The sequence below is a fragment of the Chitinophaga sp. sic0106 genome (assembly GCF_019219075.1).
Lineage (GTDB): Bacteria > Bacteroidota > Bacteroidia > Chitinophagales > Chitinophagaceae > Chitinophaga.
The window spans coordinates 167,755-184,108 of record NZ_JAHUWJ010000013.1 but is presented as its reverse complement, the minus strand read 5'-3'; the positions used below and the strand labels follow the sequence as shown (position 1 = coordinate 184,108).

Below are 16,354 nucleotides of genomic sequence, written 5' to 3'. Positions count from 1 at the left end.
TTTCATCACGCCCAAACATCGATACATACTCCATCCAGTAATTCCTGATCCCCTACATAAAATTATTACAGTGAACAATCAGACCTGCATGTGACTGACCGGAGCGGTCACCTGTAGTGCTGTATTCCTTTCTCTTGTTAACAGTTAACATGAAATTCAGTATCAATAAATCATTTGCAAATATTATTTTTTTCGTATTTACCCTCCTGATTGCAAGAACAACTTCAGCGCAGATTAGCCCTCCTGGATTGGGCAAGGCCAATACTGCTTTCTGGATGGCGTTGGGTTTGCGGCAGCCATTGGATACCGCAGGAAAAGTGACTTCACTCTCATACATTGGTATCGGCAGAACCAGTAATCCTACACGCGACGCCGATCCTATTCACCATCAGGCTATATTAGTGTTGAATCAGGAGTTCTTCCACCATTACCGGCAGAACCGGGAGTTTTCCTATGCCCTGAGTTACAGGAGGCAGAATAGCTACGAACAGGTATATCCGTATCATAGTGCGGACCCCGCGTTTGAACAGGAATTTCGGCTCTACGGCCGATATGCATTGACGACATCCATTGCCCAGCTTAAATGGAAGAATACGATACGTCAGGAGTTCAGGAAGTTTTTTATGCCTGATTTTCAAACTGACGAGGAAAATTTTCAGTTCAGAACACGGATTAAGTCACAACTGAGTATGCCATTCCCTGGCCCGAATCATTCCAAATTGAGTGGCAGTGCTGAAGTCCTCTTTTCCATCAGTAAAGAACATGAACCAGAGGAATGGGCACGATATGGATACCGTGAAACAAGGTTTACCGTTTATTACTCCACACATTCCTTACATCTGCCATTCTCACTTGATATTGGCTATATGAATGACCTGCTGGGCTCCGGCCATAATATCACAGATGTGCATTACCTGGCCGTGGATATTATTTGGGAGCGTAAAAAGCATTAAGCAGTATTACAGTGCTCCACGCGACCAGTTCATTTTTCAGGACGCAGGAATACACGATAAGGTACCAACCCCACTCCTTTGTCGTTTAGCTGCTGATGTATCTGTTTTCTGTAGTACTCCAACAAGAGCGGTGTACAGCCAGCCGCTGATTTATCGAGAGCAACATATACAGAAATCGTCATTTCATAACCTTTTCCGGGAATAGTGGATAATAACGCCTCTTTCTCGATTTGAATACCAGTATAATATCGGCCTAAGATATTTTGGCAACATAATTCAATATCTGCACTATTTACTATCCTGTTTTGTGAGTATAGCTGTGCACGAAATAACTGAACCTGTTTTTCCGGACCAGGGGCAGCTGTTCCCTGGTATATGGTAGTAAGATTGTAGATGCTGCCGGGAAGGAAGGCACTGGTTGCCAGCTCTTGCCAGAGACTAAAGGGAGCTATTGTGGGTAGCCTGTCTCCTTTTGTGGTAAAGTATTCGATTTTCAGATGGGTGGATGCTTCCAGGGGTTGAAATGCAATGATGGGCCAGGGCGCCCGCCGTGGGTGCTCATGTATCAGTTCCTGGATATAATTAACCTGCTGCGTTAATTCTTCCAGAATTTGCAGGAGATTGTTATTATCTGACCGATCAAGCAATTGGAGTTCCTCCCGCAACTGTGAAGTGCAGCTTTCCAATTGGATAACGATCTCCCTTTGATCCATCCTTCTTTTTCCTGCATGTAACAGGTTTATTTCTCCTGGTAATAGCGTGCTGGCGGTCTTGTCTACCACCTGCCGAAAATGCTTTCCTGTCTGATCGGCCACCGTGCCAAGACATAAGAAATCGTCCTCACACCTTAATTGAAATACTTTATACAGTGGGTGAATTTCATGAATAATCGTATTGGCGGAGATGTTAACTACCGGAAAGCAATTTATGATACAATGGATGTGTTGCAGCCAATCCTGCGGCATACCAGGGAATTCCAATGTTATCCACCAGGAACAGGCTGGAAGCTCAATTAAATGCTTCTCCAGGAATGTATGTAACACCGCAGGTGGTTCAGCATTGGAATGATCTGTTAGCTCACACGACCTAACAGTGATGGTTTGCGATCGATAATTGTTCAACGCTTGCTCTCTGTATACCAGGGGGATAGAGATCGGCTCCGGGTTAATACCCTGGTAATATCCCTGGCTGGTGGATGCTGTACGTCCATTTATTTTGCAGGTTATAATTGAAAGCAAGGGTGCCACCTTGGTTTGCAGCTGTTCTGAAATTTCCAGGTAAATGGATAATCCGGAAAGGTCTGTTAGTACAGGACTGTTGGTATTAACCATTAATATTATCTGCGGTGTAGTATTCGTAAGAATGGGTTCTGTAATGATTTTTTCTGGTTGTAGCTGCTCGTTAATCCTTACAATTTGGTCCGGGTAAATGATATGTGTTAATGCCGCAGGGAATAGATGGAAGGTGCCAGCGGGTACAAAAGCATAGTCAACCCCTTCTGAAGGTGTAAAGGTGTATGTTGGATCGATCAGAATTTTATCAGCAGGAGTAGCATGTAGTATTGTGTGGCCGGGTATACTCGTGGTGACAGTATTCTTTAATAGCACGGATGCCAGATGCTGTGCAATGCCATGCTGCATCTGCTCATATAGTTGGTGTAATTGTGCCAATTCCCCTGCCAATCCTTCCATTAGGATAGTCACTATAGGGTCAGCAGGAATAACACTGGCTTTGCTGTCATTCAAATGTGACGCAGCCAGTTGCAGTAACCTTGATCTGATAGCGGATTTCATAATCATTTATACAGCAAGGGGTGAATCAAAAATTGATAGTCGATGTTAAATTCCTGGTTGCAGTAGATGGTATAACCATTAAGCACAATGGTGATGAAATGCTCATGATCAAACGAAACTGCGATTTCAATATGTTGCAGGCGTGATTCGAATTTAGAAAGGTATTGTTGAAATGCCAGCTCTATATTAGATTTCAGCATCTGCTCAGTTGGGTTAACACGTGTGTTTTGTTCCCAAAGTGGAAAGCCATAGCCGGGAGAATGCTGGTGCTCACCCTGGTAGGTGTTTACGAGTAGCCATATGTGCTGTTTAATAGAGTCTTTAATATGAATTCTTGGTTGTTTGTATCCTTGCAGTAGTCCATTTATCTGCAGCGGAAGTTGAATATATTTATTATGCATGGTTGGTCGTTTAAAATAGTCCTATAAATTTTTTTTTGTCATACCTGATTCTTATTGCTGTTATGCAACCTTGCTCACTTCTGGCTAGTGATAAGGAAAGCAGCCGGATATTTTTTCTGTTTTGTAGCTGTGTATAACATTGGAGGAAACTAACAGATTGTTTGTCATTAATGATAACCACTGTTTCCAGTTGATGGCAGAGGTATTGTGCTAGTTCGCGCTCTTCTTTTTTTTCTTCCAGTAACTGAAGGAACAGTTGTTTGAATTGAGAATCACTGATCGAAGGTGTAATTGAAATTGCCGATGAAGGGATAACCGGGATGGGATCTGGGATCACCAATGCTGGTAATGGTTTTTTATCTGTTGGTGCTAATACCAGAATCGATTTGATGATAGTGGTAGCTGGATTGTTATTCAGGGTAAGTGTTAGGAGCTGCTCACCAGGAGTACGAAAGGTAAAGCGAAAGGTGTTGCTGGTTTGCAGGCAGTTACTGTCACTCAATAATTTCCACTGGTAAGCAATTGCTGAATCATTCTTGCAGTAATAGATGCACGGCGTGCCGGCAAAAACCTGTGCTGGTCCGAAGATAACAGCCCGGGGTATTATGACTGTAGGGGTAGGGACTTTTGCAGGGGCAATTATTATATTTTTTGCCGCAATGCTATTGTTTAATACCGCCACTACACGAAGGGGACCGGAAATTCCGGTGTTATACTGAATTGTTTTACCTAATCGATATCTATGTGAACCGATGATCCAGAAGGGTTCTTTTAATACACCAGTATAGCCGCTGCTGAATCTTAATATTTTGTTTATCGTGTATTCGTCAGCGTTATATTTGCTGATGTGTAAAATCGGATGTGCTGCATGTTGTTGTATTGATATGATTATTGCCCCGGTAAATGCAATAATTAACGAGCATAAAAAAACGGTGATGTCATAAGGATTCGATGGGCTGAAATGCTTCATCGTTAAGGTTTTTGGTTATCAAACAATGTATTGTATGGTCGGTATCGATATGGTATGATGTATTGCAAATATGATTAAATTTATTTTAAAAAAAGTAGTTGAAATGAAAATATTTTTTTGTTGTTATTTTTAAATTCCTATACTTTTGTATGGCGCCTCCGGCATTCATTTCTTTACTCCATTTCCTTCAGGCTTTTTAATAGTTAACCTTTACTTTATGCCTGATTATACTTCTTTTCATACAGTTTCCGCAGAATCAGTATTGTCTCTTTTAAAGAGTAATAGGTCTACTGTTTCCTGCAAAGGTGACACTTTCCGTAGCTTATTACCAGAGCTGGAAATTATTTCAGCTGATAATTTTCTATTACGACGGAATAGCCTCTTTGATGTATTACCTGAATTTTTGTTTCATGAAAATTTAGATCAGGAAGTACTATCAAATGTGGATCAGATGGCAGCATTTAGCAGGAAACTAAAAAGGGAAGATGCTGCGGCGCGTCGCTTCTTTTTTCCTTTCGATAGTTTGCTGTTTGAATTTAGTTGTATGCTGACCACCTACACCTTAACGGACCATCAAGCGCCACTGGTAGTACCGGAGCAAATTTGTTTAAAGGAGGCTGAGTTGAGATCTTTTGCTTTACAGTTATCCCGGAGGTTTGGCGAACAGATTCATCTTAGTTGCGAACGCGGGTTGCGGAAAATAGCCCCAGTGTGTGAGCAGGTGGAAACTGATAGTTTAGGTGAAACTTTTGTGATCGGAGATAGCTGTTTTACGCTAATGCCTCTGGTGGAAGTAACTATTGGTCCCATCGAACAATCATTATCGGTAGATTTTATGCCCCATATGGATAAAGGGGCAGCTCTGCGCCGGATATGTACAGGCAGCCTACCTGTGGCAACTGATATTGTCTGGAAAATATTGCCGCATCCATCCGAACTTTGCGGCAACTTTCAGTTAGGTATTAATAGTTATTGTTAAACTCAATTGGTACATGAAAAACCTGTTACTGTTAACCTTACTTGTAGCCGCAACCATTGGTCTGGCTATTGTTAGCCGTTACTGCTGGATAGCCTCAGCAAAAGCCAAACCGGTTATTTTGATATTATTACTATCCGGTTTGGGCGTGGGAACCATCACTACCATGTTGGTACCGAAACTGCTGGCCACGCCTTGGCTGATATTTCTAGTTGCAGAAGCGGTAGCAATATCGGTTGGAGCTTACATCGCCTTGCTGATAAGCTTCCTGCGTGTCAATAAGTATCGTAGGATGCGTTTGGAATTTTTAATTGGCCTGTGTTATGTATTGTTAGTAAGTACATTGGCGTATGCTGCCTGTTATTGGGCATTCATTTCATCCCTGGCCACCATACTGCTGTGGCGAGTACAGGTTATGGTATTATTGATCTTGGTGATGATTGAAATGGGAAAGGCTTTCTATAATCTCCCAACACCTGCCTATGCTCCCTGGATCTATCCTGTACCTACTATGGTAGATGATATTGCAGAGGAAGATATGAACGAGCTGCTGGTGGTAGGACTTCGGATTAGTAAAATGAAAGACCGGCACACATTCACTTATTTCAGAGCAAGGGCACCGCTGCATATCAGCTGGGGTGACTTCTTCTATCATTTCCTCAATGACTACAATGAAAAGCATCCGGAACAAAAGATTGAATTGCTGAACGCTGGAGGAGATGCTTACCACTGGCAATTCTTCAGACTAAGAAAATACTGGCCGGCAGCAATTATTGATTACAACAGGCCAGTGCAATTTACAGGTATAAAAGAAAATAGCGTCATTGTTTGCTTGCGTGTATAACCATTGATTTGATTAACCATGAACACACTTGTATATTATCCATTGCTGAACTGGCAGGATGGAATGAAAATACATAGCCAGCATTTTATCGATACGGAAAACGCCTTGATCTCCCGCACATATCAGGTATTCCAGTCGTTGACAGCAGGGCGCCGGTATGGACTCTTGTGCGAGCGGAGCAATCCGCCAGATTTCAAAATAGTTTTAACGCCAGGAACCGGAGATATGTACCAATTAACAGTAACGGCCTGTCACGCAATCATGCCTGGAGGGGCTGTTATTCAGGTGCCTGCGGGAATAAAAGAGGTGCAACTACGTCCCGTCCTGGAATGTACCTGCAGACTACCAGCTAAAGGTAATCAACAGTATGTATTGCTGCAGCTGCGGCCGTTCGATAGGATACCAGCAGGGCATACCAACACAGATACCCTGCCTTATAAAACTTACTATGTCATAGAGGAGGCCTTGCTTTCCGTGGCAACAGCGTATCTGCCGGAAGAAAACAATGCTTCATGGTGGGAGCTGCCTTTGGGAAGACTTATTCTTCAACAAGGTACATGGGTAATGGACTATTCCTATATTCCGCCATGTGTGAGGTTGGGTGCGCATCCATTGATGCTGGAGCTGGCAAATAAAACCAATGCGCAGCTGGGGTATATATATGCTAATTGCAAAGTGATTATTCAAAAAGTATATGGCAGACAACAGTCCCACGAACTGGCGATGGCTATGCTTTACATAGCTGAGCATTTGTCTGCCATTTTATTGCATCATATCTGCTGGCAAACAAATGGGCTGCAACATATTGCCCCGTATGAATGGTATGAGTTACTATACAAAATTGCTGCTACCTGGAACGGTGCTATTGACCAACGCGCCGCTCATATGAAAGAGGAGTTAATACAATATTTCTCCGAATGGGTAGATATGACGCCTGGAGAAATAGAGCAAATCATGGCGACCGCAGTATTAACAGCCTACCATCATCAGGACATGATGACAGCTTTGAGGCCCTTACACACATTCGTGGAACTGGTACATAAACTTACCCACGCGATCAGTCAGCTGGAATTCATGGGCAGGCGCCCGGATGCTAATATTTTCGTCAAAGAGGAAAGAGTCGCAAATCCGGTATATGAAAAGCAAACAAAAAAAGCAAAATGGTCTTTTTCGGAATAGGCCTTCAGGTAAGGCCTGGAATCCATTAAACCGCTGATAGATTATGAAACCATTAAACCACACAGCACGTAAAAAAGCACTAATACTATTTATACTGCTATATGTATTATCAATGGGATTATTGTTTGCAGGGATATTCTATCATTATCAGGTGCCCGTTTTGGAAAACCGGGTATTAAGACATGAATTAATGTTCCAGGAGTCCCAACAAATGTTGCAGGATTCATTTATGAGGCGGCTAACAATAGTCAGACGCGAGCTGGTGGCTGTGAACGAACCTGGAAATAATGCTGTCTATACAGACCAGGTCATTGCAGCTACACTGGCGGGTATGCGGAATATAGCTGCTGCCTCTAACCCAAATTTTTCATTTTATGATGATGTGGTGCAATGTTGCCTGCTGCTCCAACAATGCAAACAACAACTCAGGGAAAGTAGCCAGGCCCAGCAGGCTATCCTCACCTTGAAGACTGAAAATGCCACATTGCTACAGCAGCTTGAATCAAGAACAAGAGACCTTGATAATTGCAGAATGCTACTGGTGAATAGTCGCGCGCAATAATCAAGGACCAATTCTCACTCATCAGTCATTATTCACTTTGTTTGTTAACCTTTAATAATTACGACTATGTCATTTAAGTCTGTCCTTACCATTAATGGAGAAAATTTTAACGTGCAACGTGTAGCCTACACGTTAAGCCAGGAAACAGATGCCACGGGAAGACCTTCGGCTATTACCAGGGGAGGCAGGATTAGTCTTACCGTGGAGTCCAATGGTAAAACTGACCTGTTTGAATGGATGGTGAACAATTTTGAACGTAGAGACGGAACTGTTACCTTCTATAAAAGAGATACGGATGCCAAACTGAAATGCCTGGAGTTTAAAGAAGGATACCTGGTAAAGTTCGAAGAAGTATTTCACTATGCAGATGAGCATCCCATGACGATTAGCTTTACCATTTCTGCACGGGAAATGAGTATGGGGAACGCCAGCCATATTAATGAATGGGTATAATTAAGCTGATAGGTTAGTTATTTTCAGATTTCCGTTTTGCGTAAATGAATTTCCCGCTTGGGAGACTCAAATAAATTATTGGAGTCTACTTTCGCGGTACAATTCATAAATCAGAAATGCTGAAATATATGATCCTATTAGGCTGCCTGTGGTGGCCCTGGAATCTATTTGCCCAAACAGACACTGTTGCTGACAATAAAGTATTACAGGAAGTGGTTGTTACCGCTACCCGAAACGAACAGCTGCAGCAGAAAATACCTATAGCCGTTACCGTTATTAAAAAGGAGCAGCTGCAAAGCATGGGCGCCATGCACCTGGATCAGGTACTGGCAGAACAAACCGGCCTTTTCATTACTAGTAATCACGGTACCGGTGTACAAATGCAAGGCCTCGAAGCAGAATATACACTCATATTGCTTGATGGTGAACCGCTTATCGGAAGAACAGCCGGCACCCTCGATCTGTCAAGGATAGTAGTGAGCAATATTGAAAGAATAGAGATTATTAAAGGTCCTGTATCCTCGCTGTATGGCAGTGATGCCATGGCTGGTGTTATAAATATTATTACCAGCAATAAGAGTAAAAACGGGCAGACAAATGCCACTGCCAGATATGGCAGCAACAGAACCTGGCAATTGGATGCCGGAACACTGATGCCATATGAAAAAGGTAGCTTTTCTTTAAACGGAAACTATTTTAATACAAATGGATATACCATTGGGGACGCTGTTAATCCAAGCGTGTTTCCTTACCATGCAGTCACCGGGCAAACCCGTTGGCAGCACGACTGGAGCCGTAAATGGCAAACAATCGTTACCGGCAGGTATTTCGATCAGCGGGCATCAGGTTATTTCGATGAAGCAGGAAAAAGAGTACTGGATAATACCAGGGAATCGGATGCAAACGCCTCCGTTGTCGTAAGATTCAAGCCGGTAGAGCAATGGTCACATCAGCTGCGCTTATATTATTCCAGGTATGCAACCGATGAAAAAATGGAATACCAGGATGATAAGAAATTATATGACGCATCTTATTTTACGCAGCAGTACCTGAAACCGGAATATCAGTTCGACTGGACAATGAACAAAACCAGTATCCTTACTGTCGGCGCAGGATACATTCATGAATCGCTGGAAGCAACCAGGTACGATGAACGCATGTCCTTTAACAGCGGATACCTGTTTGTGCAGGAAAACTGGCATCCTACGGATGCTTGGAGTGTATTGCTTGGTGCCCGTTTTGATACGCATAACCAGTATCCCAGCCAGATAAGTCCGAAGGTCTCGGTATCGTACAAAATAAATGACTACCTGAAAGTGCTGGGTTCCGTTGGCCGGGGTTATCGTGCGCCGGATTTCAGACAGCTATACCTGCACTTCAACAATGCAGCAGTGGGATATAGTGTAGTCGGAACTAAGCTGGCAGCAGATATCATCCGGCAAATGGAGGCAGCCGGAGAAATAAAAAGCATCAACTACGATCTGGATAAATTATCGGACCTGAACGCCGAAAGCTCCTGGTCTTATAATGCCGGATTGCAATCCAATCTATGGAAAAATACGCGTGCAAATGTGAACTTCTTCCTCAACCGGGTAAACAACCTGATTGATACGAGGGCCATCGCACAGAAAACGAATGACTTCAGTGTATATAGCTACGTAAACGTGAACAGGATTACGACCTATGGTGCTGAAGTAGAAATTAATCAAGCCATACAAAAACATTGGCAGGTGGCGGGCGGATATCAATACCTGATGGCTATTGACAATGAACTGCTCAACAAAGTAAAGAGTGATGAAGTATACACAGTCGATGAAAATACACACCAGACGCGTGTGTTAACCCGCGGTGAATATTTCGGGCTGTTCAACCGCTCCCATCATGCCGCTAACCTGAAAATCAGATATATCAATACGATGCGTGGCCTGGATGCTAACCTGCGCGTGATTTATCGTAGCAAGTATGGTTTTGTTGACGAAAACGGCAATAATGTACCGGACAAAAAAAGCGAATTCGCTCCCGGATATGCAACCCTGAACCTGGCAGTAGCAAAGAGCTTTATGGATAATCGCTTCCGGTTTCAGGTGACGGCAGATAATATTTTGAATTATACAGATGCGGCACATATACCTACCCTGCCAGGAAGAGTATATACCGCCGCAATTACCTACATATTTCAACATTTCAAATAAATAAACATAAACAATCGCTATGAAATTTTTAAACAAACTAACCGGTATCTCTGCAGTAGCCTTAACTATTTTCGCCACCAGCTGCAGCAAAAGTGATGATGATAATACCACGGCGCCGGTAGTTGAATTGAAAACCATCACTGTTACCAACCTTGCTGCCGATACCGCTAATAAGGGTTCCTATACACTATACAGCCTCGCCGATAACAAAGTAATTGCCAACTCCGACTCTGCATCTTCCAAATGGGATATCGGATTTAAAGCTACCTCCATCATTATCAACGGCGGTGTTAGTGGCCCTGGTAAAGCAGTAGGACAAGTGGTAAGCGGAGTATTTACTACCCTGGCAGAAGCACCCGCTGCGGGTTATGTCAGCGACTCCACCGGTAACCTTACCTTCAAAAGCTGGTATAGCTACAATGCTACTACGCATATTATCTCCACCGTACCTGGTAAAGTGCTTATCATCAAAACACCTGGTGGCAAATACGCAAAAGTGGAAATCCTGAGCTACTATAAAGATGCACCTGCAAACCCGGACCTTACTTCCGTTTCCAGATTGTACAAATTCCAGTACGTACTGCAAACTAACGGTACCACTAAATTTTAATATCATTTAACCTGCGATATATTTACATGAACAAGATTATTAAACTAGCCGTTGCCAGTGTGATCTGCCCGCTTTCACTCCTTGCGCAGAAAGATGCCGGCAAACTCAAAGAAGATAAAGCCGCCATTAAAAATATGTGCGGTTGTATGGAAGTGACTTTCGAATACACCGAAACATTTCCCGGCGATACTTCGTATAAGCCTAAGGGTTACCATAAAATAACCGATGCAGTCGAATTAGTGACCGTAGCAGAGGAAAAAGGTGACCGCATCATTCTGCAGCATCTGCTGGTGGCGGGTGGTGAAGTGATTAAGCACTGGACGGAAGACTGGATGTATCAAAATCAGCAATTGCTCACCTACGACAAAAATGATCGCTATGAAAAGAAAAGTCTGCCTGCTGCAACAGTGAAAGGCCAGTGGACACAGAAAGTATACGGGGTGGACGATGAACCCCGCTATGAAGGTTCTGCTACCTGGATTCATGCCGATGGCCGCCACTACTGGGAAAGCACCGCAGATGCGCCGTTGCCAAGGAGAGAATACACCACCCGCAGCGACTACAACGTATTGCAACGTACCAACCGCCACGAGGTTACCAGCTTTGGCTCCCTGCATATCCAGGATAACAAAAAAATCAAACGTGATAACGGTACCGATCTGTTCATCGTAGGCGAAAAAGGCGTGAACACCTACAAGCGTATTGACGAGAATAAATGCCAGCAGGCGAAGGAATTCTGGGAGCAAAACAAAGCCTTCTGGGCAGTGGTACGCACCCAGTGGGAAAAAGTTTATGCAACAGGGAATTCTATTGAACTGAAAAAGAAGATAAACGATCAGCCGTTCTATAAAGTGATGATGGACCTGGAAGCAAAATCCAGAAAAAAAGAGTTGAGTGGTGTAGCGCTGGAAACAGCTATCAGCGGGGTATTACAACAGTTTATTCCGAATGAAATCCAGTTGGGAAAGCAGTAGTAATGAACGGCCATCGGAATCAATAGCGGTTCCGAAGGGAATCAATTGGGAAAGCAGTAAACCACTCTCCCAATTGGTACATCTAATTAGTTAAGTATAATCCAGTCGCCGGGATCAGGGATGTTACATTCCTTCCCGGCTACTGCTACTGCCACTGCAAGGTCCTCGCGGGTCAGCGGACAATGATTGATGGCTTCCATATGAACCGCAATCACATTGGTTTTAACAGGGTGGTTGATCACCTCCAGCACATCGTTTGCTGTCATGGTAATTGGATCACCCTGTAAGAACCTGGCAGCACCGGAATTAACCACCGTATGATCTGGTTTGTAAGTATCCAGTGCTTCCTTTACCTCATCACACCAGATGGTATCACCGGCAATGTACAAACGTTGTTTGCCGTCAGCAATAACAAAGCCGGACACGGGCGCCATCAGCTTGCCTATTTCTCCGGTACCGTGCTGACCACCGGTACGATGCAGGGAGAAGTGTTGCCACCTGAGACTATCCACCACGGGCAATACGTTGGTAAAGCCCGCAGCGGTAATTTTCTCCGCATCTTCCGGTTGACAAATAATAGTAGTGTCTTTAGGGATCATCTGCTGAGCAGCTTCATCCCAATGGTCGCGATGCGTGTGTGTAACAATCACGGCATCAAGGTCCTGCAGCATCGTTTGCAGCGCTATGTCACTGAGGGTAATTTCCGCTGTAGGGTTTCGGACAGGGTTGGCAGTGTTGGGGATGGGGTCCATGCTTCCCTTAGCACCCAGCATAGGGTCCACCAGGATTTTCTTGTTATCCCATTCCACCAGGAACGTGGCATTTCGTAAGAATAGTAATTGCATGTTGATCAGGTTTTCCTGAGTTTGATGGATTGAACAAAATGGTTGCTGCCTTTCTCCAGTATCAGGCCTGCACGATAGCGCGTAGGTGCAATGTTCTGCTCCAGGTTGGGCTTGTTGATGTCATCCCAGATCTGGGTAGCTAGTTCCACTGTGGCGCCGTCAGACAAACTTGCATACCGGTGAAAGAATGAGTCCGGATTCTGAAATGCTGTCTGCCGCAAGGACTCAAAGCGGGCGATATACCATTTACGGATATCTTTTTCAGCAGCATCTACATAAATAGAAAAATCAAAGAAATCAGATACGAAAACAGCGGGATCTTTCTGCTGCTGTCGTGGACGCACCTGCAATACATTCACCCCTTCAACAATCACGACGTCGGGCTGCTCTATCCATTGTAACTGTCCCTGCAGTACGTCGTATTCCAGGTGGGAATACAGCGGTGCCGCCACACGCTCCTTGCCGGATTTAACATCCGCCAGGAAGTGGATCAGCCGCTTGATATCATAACTCTCCGGGAACCCTTTCCGGTTCATGATATTGTTCTGTTCCAATATTTTGTTGGGATACAGGAATCCGTCGGTGGTCACGAGGTCTACACGCGGATGTTCCGGCCATGCCTGCAGTAACTTTTGTAAAACTCTGGCTGTCGTGCTTTTTCCCACAGCCACACTCCCTGCAATGCCAATGATATAAGGCACTTTATGTTGCTGACTACCCAGGAAACTATTGGTCGTCTGGTGTAATCGTTGCGATGCGCTGACGAATAAGTTAAGCAGGTGCGCCAATGGCAGGTATACCTGGGTGATCTCATCCTGGGTCAGTGGCTCATTCATACCGTGTAATTGTTCAAGGTCGTAATCAGCCAGCTGCAGCTTTGCATCGTTGCTTCTTTCTGCCCATTCTTTACGGGAGAAAGTGATATAGGGAGTATAGCGGTCGCGTTTAAGAGATGTGGTCATGTTCTTAAGCCTAGTGTATATAAACGGTTTTAACGTTTAAAAATTCGTGTGTGCCTTCCAGTGATAATTCCCGGCCATAGCCGGATTGCTTAACGCCCCCAAATGGTAACCTTGCATCTGAGCGCACCATCGCATTAATAAATACATTGCCGCTTTCAATCCGTGTTGCCAGCCTGGCAGCCTTTTCCAGGTCTTTCGTCCACAGCGCTGAGCCAAGTCCGAATTCAGTTTCATTTGCCAGTGCAATAGCCGCATCTTCGTTGGCGGCGGCAATTACAACAGCCAGTGGCCCAAAGGTTTCTTCCCTGAAGGCGGTGGCATCTGCGGTGACACCTGTCAGCAGTGTAGGAGCAAAGTTACACCCTTCATGTGTGCCACCCAATACCAGCTTCGATCCCTGTTTCACACTTTCTTCCAGCTGCCGGGCAAGGTCGTCTGCCAGGTCGGGGCGTGCCATAGGTCCCATATTGGTGCTTTCCAGCATTGGATCACCTTGTTTCAGGTTCCGGATGATGTCGGTCACGGCGGCAGTAAATTCTTCCAATACCGGCTGTTCTACAATCCAGCGCTTGGCGGCAATGCACGACTGACCTGCATTCTGCATACGCCCCTGCACGGCTGTTTTAGCTGCTTCCTTGATGTCGGCGTCCTTCAGCACAATAAACGGATCACTGCCGCCAAGCTCCAGCACTGTTTTCTTAATATACTTGCCTGCCAAAGCTGCTACGCTTTTGCCCGCAGGGGTGCTGCCCGTGAGCGTTACGCCCTGAATGCGCGGATCGGCAATAATCGGCTCTATATGTTTGGATGACAGTAATACCGATTGGAAAGTGCCCATCGGAAATCCTGATTCCGTAAATAGCCGCTCTATTGCCAGTGCGCAGCCGCTTACATTACTGGCATGCTTCAGGATGCCGGCATTTCCCGCCAGAATATTGGGAATAGCAAAGCGGAAAACCTGCCAGTATGGGAAATTCCATGGCATTATCGCCAGGATAATCCCCTTAGGTTCATAAGATACATAACTTTTTTGTGCATCTGAAGTAATAATACGTGGCTGGAGTATCGATTCAATATTTTCTACGTAATAATCAATGGTAGTGGCGCATTTCAGCACTTCTGCCGTGGCTTCCTTCAGCGTTTTACCCATCTCCCGGGTAATGATGGTGGCATGTTCGGTCACATGGTCCCGCATCGATCGGGCGATACCTGCCATCCATTCCCTGCGCTTGTCTAATGGGGTTTTAAGTAGTTCCCGGTAAGCCTTTTCGCCGGTAAGCAGCTTGGTGGCAATCTCGTTTTCCGTGTGCTCCTGGTATTCCGCAATTAATTCCTGTGTGTAAGGATAGATGCTCTTGAACATAACTATCTGCTTTTAACGGTGAACAATCACTACAAATTTACCGTTTCCGGACTTATGAAAAGCACCCCTTCGGTTAAGGGCATTAGGTTATCTTTGCACCTCGAAAACTTGAATTTATGGCCTTAAGCAAGTGGAACATAGCCATCATGGCGCTCTGCACGGGATTGATAGTCGCAAATATCTACTATAGCCAACCCCTGATGGTATTGATGGGAGAGGAGTTTAATGTTTCCGAATCCAATGCCGGCCAGGTGACCTTCTTCACCCAGGTAGGCTACGCCCTGGGCCTGCTTTTCTGTGTACCGCTTGGGGATATGCTCGAAAAACGGAAACAGATTGTGATCATGACCCTCGCCTCCGCCGGAGCCCTCGTGGTGTCGGCCTTGTCGCAGTCGATTGACATGCTCAAAGCCGCCGGCCTTCTCATTGGGTTCACTTCTGTAGTGCCACAGCTCATCCTTCCGCTGGCCGCAACACTCAGTAGCAACGAAAACAGGGGGAAGGTGATCGGCATTGTGACCAGCGGCCTGCTCATCGGTATACTGTTGTCCCGCACGCTCAGTGGCATCGTAGGCCACCATTTCGGCTGGCGGGCCATGTTCTGGATTGCAGCTGGTATCAGCGTATTCCTGGCCATACTCATGTTTTTTTCCTTTCCCAAAAGCCAGCCTACGTTTAAAGGGCATTACGGAGATTTAATGCGTTCCCTGCTCACCCTCATCCGGGAGCAGCCGGTGCTGCGGGAAGCTGCCGCTATCAATGCCTGCTGTTTCGGCATGTTCGGGCTCTTCTGGACTACGGTGGTTTTCCTGTTGTCAGAGGCCCCGTTTCATTATGGGAGCGACAAAATAGGCATGATGGGCCTTGCAGCAGCCGCTGGCGCCCTGGGGGCACCGCTGGTGGGGCGTATCGCCGATAAAAAGAATCCACGTATAGCCGTAGGGTATGGTATCGGTTTCCTTTTTCTAGGCTATTTCCTGTTTTATATTTTCAGCGCAAATATTATTGGTATCATTGCCGGCATCATCGCTATCGACCTGGGGGTACAAGCTATACATGTATCCAATCAAACAAGAGTGTATTCCCTGATTCCTTCCGCGCGGAACCGACTCAATACGGTGTATATGACGGCCAGTTTCATCGGCACTTCCCTTGGCTCAGGTATTGGCCTGTGGGTATGGGCAGTTGGTGGCTGGACAGGCGTTTGCATTGCTGGCACCACACTAATATCCATTGCAGGTATCATCTATTTATTAACTTATAGGAAGAAGTAAACG

Annotated in this window: 16 protein-coding genes; 10 read left to right on the top strand and 6 right to left on the bottom strand. The window is 45.1% G+C overall.

Annotated features, from left to right (window positions below; genetic code table 11):
- The first annotated feature begins 149 nt into the window (after positions 1-149).
- Positions 150-953 (top strand): DUF2490 domain-containing protein, encoded by an 804-nt coding sequence (locus KW844_RS19345; RefSeq protein ID WP_218378427.1) that lies wholly within the window; start codon positions 150-152, stop codon positions 951-953.
- Positions 954-982: 29 nt separating this feature from the next.
- Here the strand turns inward: KW844_RS19345 and KW844_RS19340 are convergent, their stop codons facing one another.
- From KW844_RS19340 to KW844_RS19330, 3 genes are read right to left on the bottom strand one after another with little or no spacing between them, the layout of a single operon-like run.
- Positions 983-2,746 (bottom strand): hypothetical protein, encoded by a 1,764-nt coding sequence (locus tag KW844_RS19340; RefSeq protein ID WP_218378426.1) that lies wholly within the window; start codon positions 2,744-2,746, stop codon positions 983-985.
- A gap of 2 nt (positions 2,747-2,748) precedes the next feature.
- Positions 2,749-3,147: a GPW/gp25 family protein gene (locus KW844_RS19335; RefSeq protein ID WP_218378425.1), complete on the bottom strand. Its 399-nt coding sequence runs from the start codon at positions 3,145-3,147 to the stop codon at positions 2,749-2,751.
- 10 nt (positions 3,148-3,157) lie between these two features.
- Complete coding sequence (locus KW844_RS19330; protein ID WP_218378424.1) at positions 3,158-4,117, bottom strand: hypothetical protein; 960 nt, start codon at positions 4,115-4,117, stop codon at positions 3,158-3,160.
- 217 nt (positions 4,118-4,334) lie between these two features.
- Here KW844_RS19330 and KW844_RS19325 point away from each other — a divergent pair, with 217 nt between their 5' ends.
- From KW844_RS19325 to KW844_RS19290, 8 genes are all read left to right on the top strand, one after another.
- On the top strand, positions 4,335-5,096 hold the full coding sequence (locus KW844_RS19325) for a hypothetical protein (protein ID WP_218378423.1): 762 nt from the start codon (positions 4,335-4,337) through the stop codon (positions 5,094-5,096).
- Positions 5,097-5,109: 13 nt separating this feature from the next.
- The gene (locus tag KW844_RS19320) at positions 5,110-5,937 is read left to right on the top strand and encodes a TssN family type VI secretion system protein (RefSeq protein WP_218378422.1); all 828 of its coding nucleotides are present in this window, start codon (positions 5,110-5,112) and stop codon (positions 5,935-5,937) included.
- A gap of 18 nt (positions 5,938-5,955) precedes the next feature.
- The gene (gene tssK / locus KW844_RS19315) at positions 5,956-7,116 is read left to right on the top strand and encodes a type VI secretion system baseplate subunit TssK (RefSeq protein WP_218378421.1); all 1,161 of its coding nucleotides are present in this window, start codon (positions 5,956-5,958) and stop codon (positions 7,114-7,116) included.
- A gap of 43 nt (positions 7,117-7,159) precedes the next feature.
- Entirely contained in the window at positions 7,160-7,678 is a 519-nt protein-coding gene (tssO, locus tag KW844_RS19310) for a type VI secretion system TssO (RefSeq protein WP_218378420.1), read from the top strand.
- Between the two features lie 66 nt (positions 7,679-7,744).
- Entirely contained in the window at positions 7,745-8,131 is a 387-nt protein-coding gene (gene tssD / locus KW844_RS19305; RefSeq protein WP_218378419.1) for a type VI secretion system tube protein TssD, read from the top strand.
- A 128-nt stretch (positions 8,132-8,259) separates the two neighbouring features.
- A complete protein-coding gene (locus KW844_RS19300) occupies positions 8,260-10,323 on the top strand; it encodes a TonB-dependent siderophore receptor (protein WP_218378418.1) in 2,064 nt (687 codons plus the stop codon).
- Positions 10,324-10,342: 19 nt separating this feature from the next.
- Positions 10,343-10,933 carry an HmuY family protein gene (locus tag KW844_RS19295; RefSeq protein WP_218378417.1) on the top strand — a complete coding sequence of 197 codons (591 nt, stop codon included), beginning with the start codon at positions 10,343-10,345 and terminating at the stop codon, positions 10,931-10,933.
- 26 nt (positions 10,934-10,959) lie between these two features.
- Positions 10,960-11,907 carry a DUF6607 family protein gene (locus KW844_RS19290; protein ID WP_218378416.1) on the top strand — a complete coding sequence of 316 codons (948 nt, stop codon included), beginning with the start codon at positions 10,960-10,962 and terminating at the stop codon, positions 11,905-11,907.
- Positions 11,908-11,993: 86 nt separating this feature from the next.
- Here KW844_RS19290 and KW844_RS19285 read toward each other — a convergent pair whose 3' ends face one another.
- From KW844_RS19285 to KW844_RS19275, 3 genes are read right to left on the bottom strand one after another with little or no spacing between them, the layout of a single operon-like run.
- A complete protein-coding gene (locus tag KW844_RS19285; protein WP_218378415.1) occupies positions 11,994-12,752 on the bottom strand; it encodes an MBL fold metallo-hydrolase in 759 nt (252 codons plus the stop codon).
- Positions 12,753-12,757: 5 nt separating this feature from the next.
- Positions 12,758-13,714 (bottom strand): type I pantothenate kinase, encoded by a 957-nt coding sequence (coaA, locus tag KW844_RS19280; RefSeq protein ID WP_218378414.1) that lies wholly within the window; start codon positions 13,712-13,714, stop codon positions 12,758-12,760.
- A 10-nt stretch (positions 13,715-13,724) separates the two neighbouring features.
- Positions 13,725-15,077 carry an NAD-dependent succinate-semialdehyde dehydrogenase gene (locus KW844_RS19275; protein WP_255578528.1) on the bottom strand — a complete coding sequence of 451 codons (1,353 nt, stop codon included), beginning with the start codon at positions 15,075-15,077 and terminating at the stop codon, positions 13,725-13,727.
- Positions 15,078-15,193: 116 nt separating this feature from the next.
- Between KW844_RS19275 and KW844_RS19270 the strand changes: the two genes are divergently transcribed.
- Positions 15,194-16,351, top strand: coding sequence for an MFS transporter (locus KW844_RS19270; protein WP_218378413.1), 1,158 nt, complete (start codon positions 15,194-15,196; stop codon positions 16,349-16,351).
- The last annotated feature ends 3 nt before the right edge of the window (positions 16,352-16,354 follow it).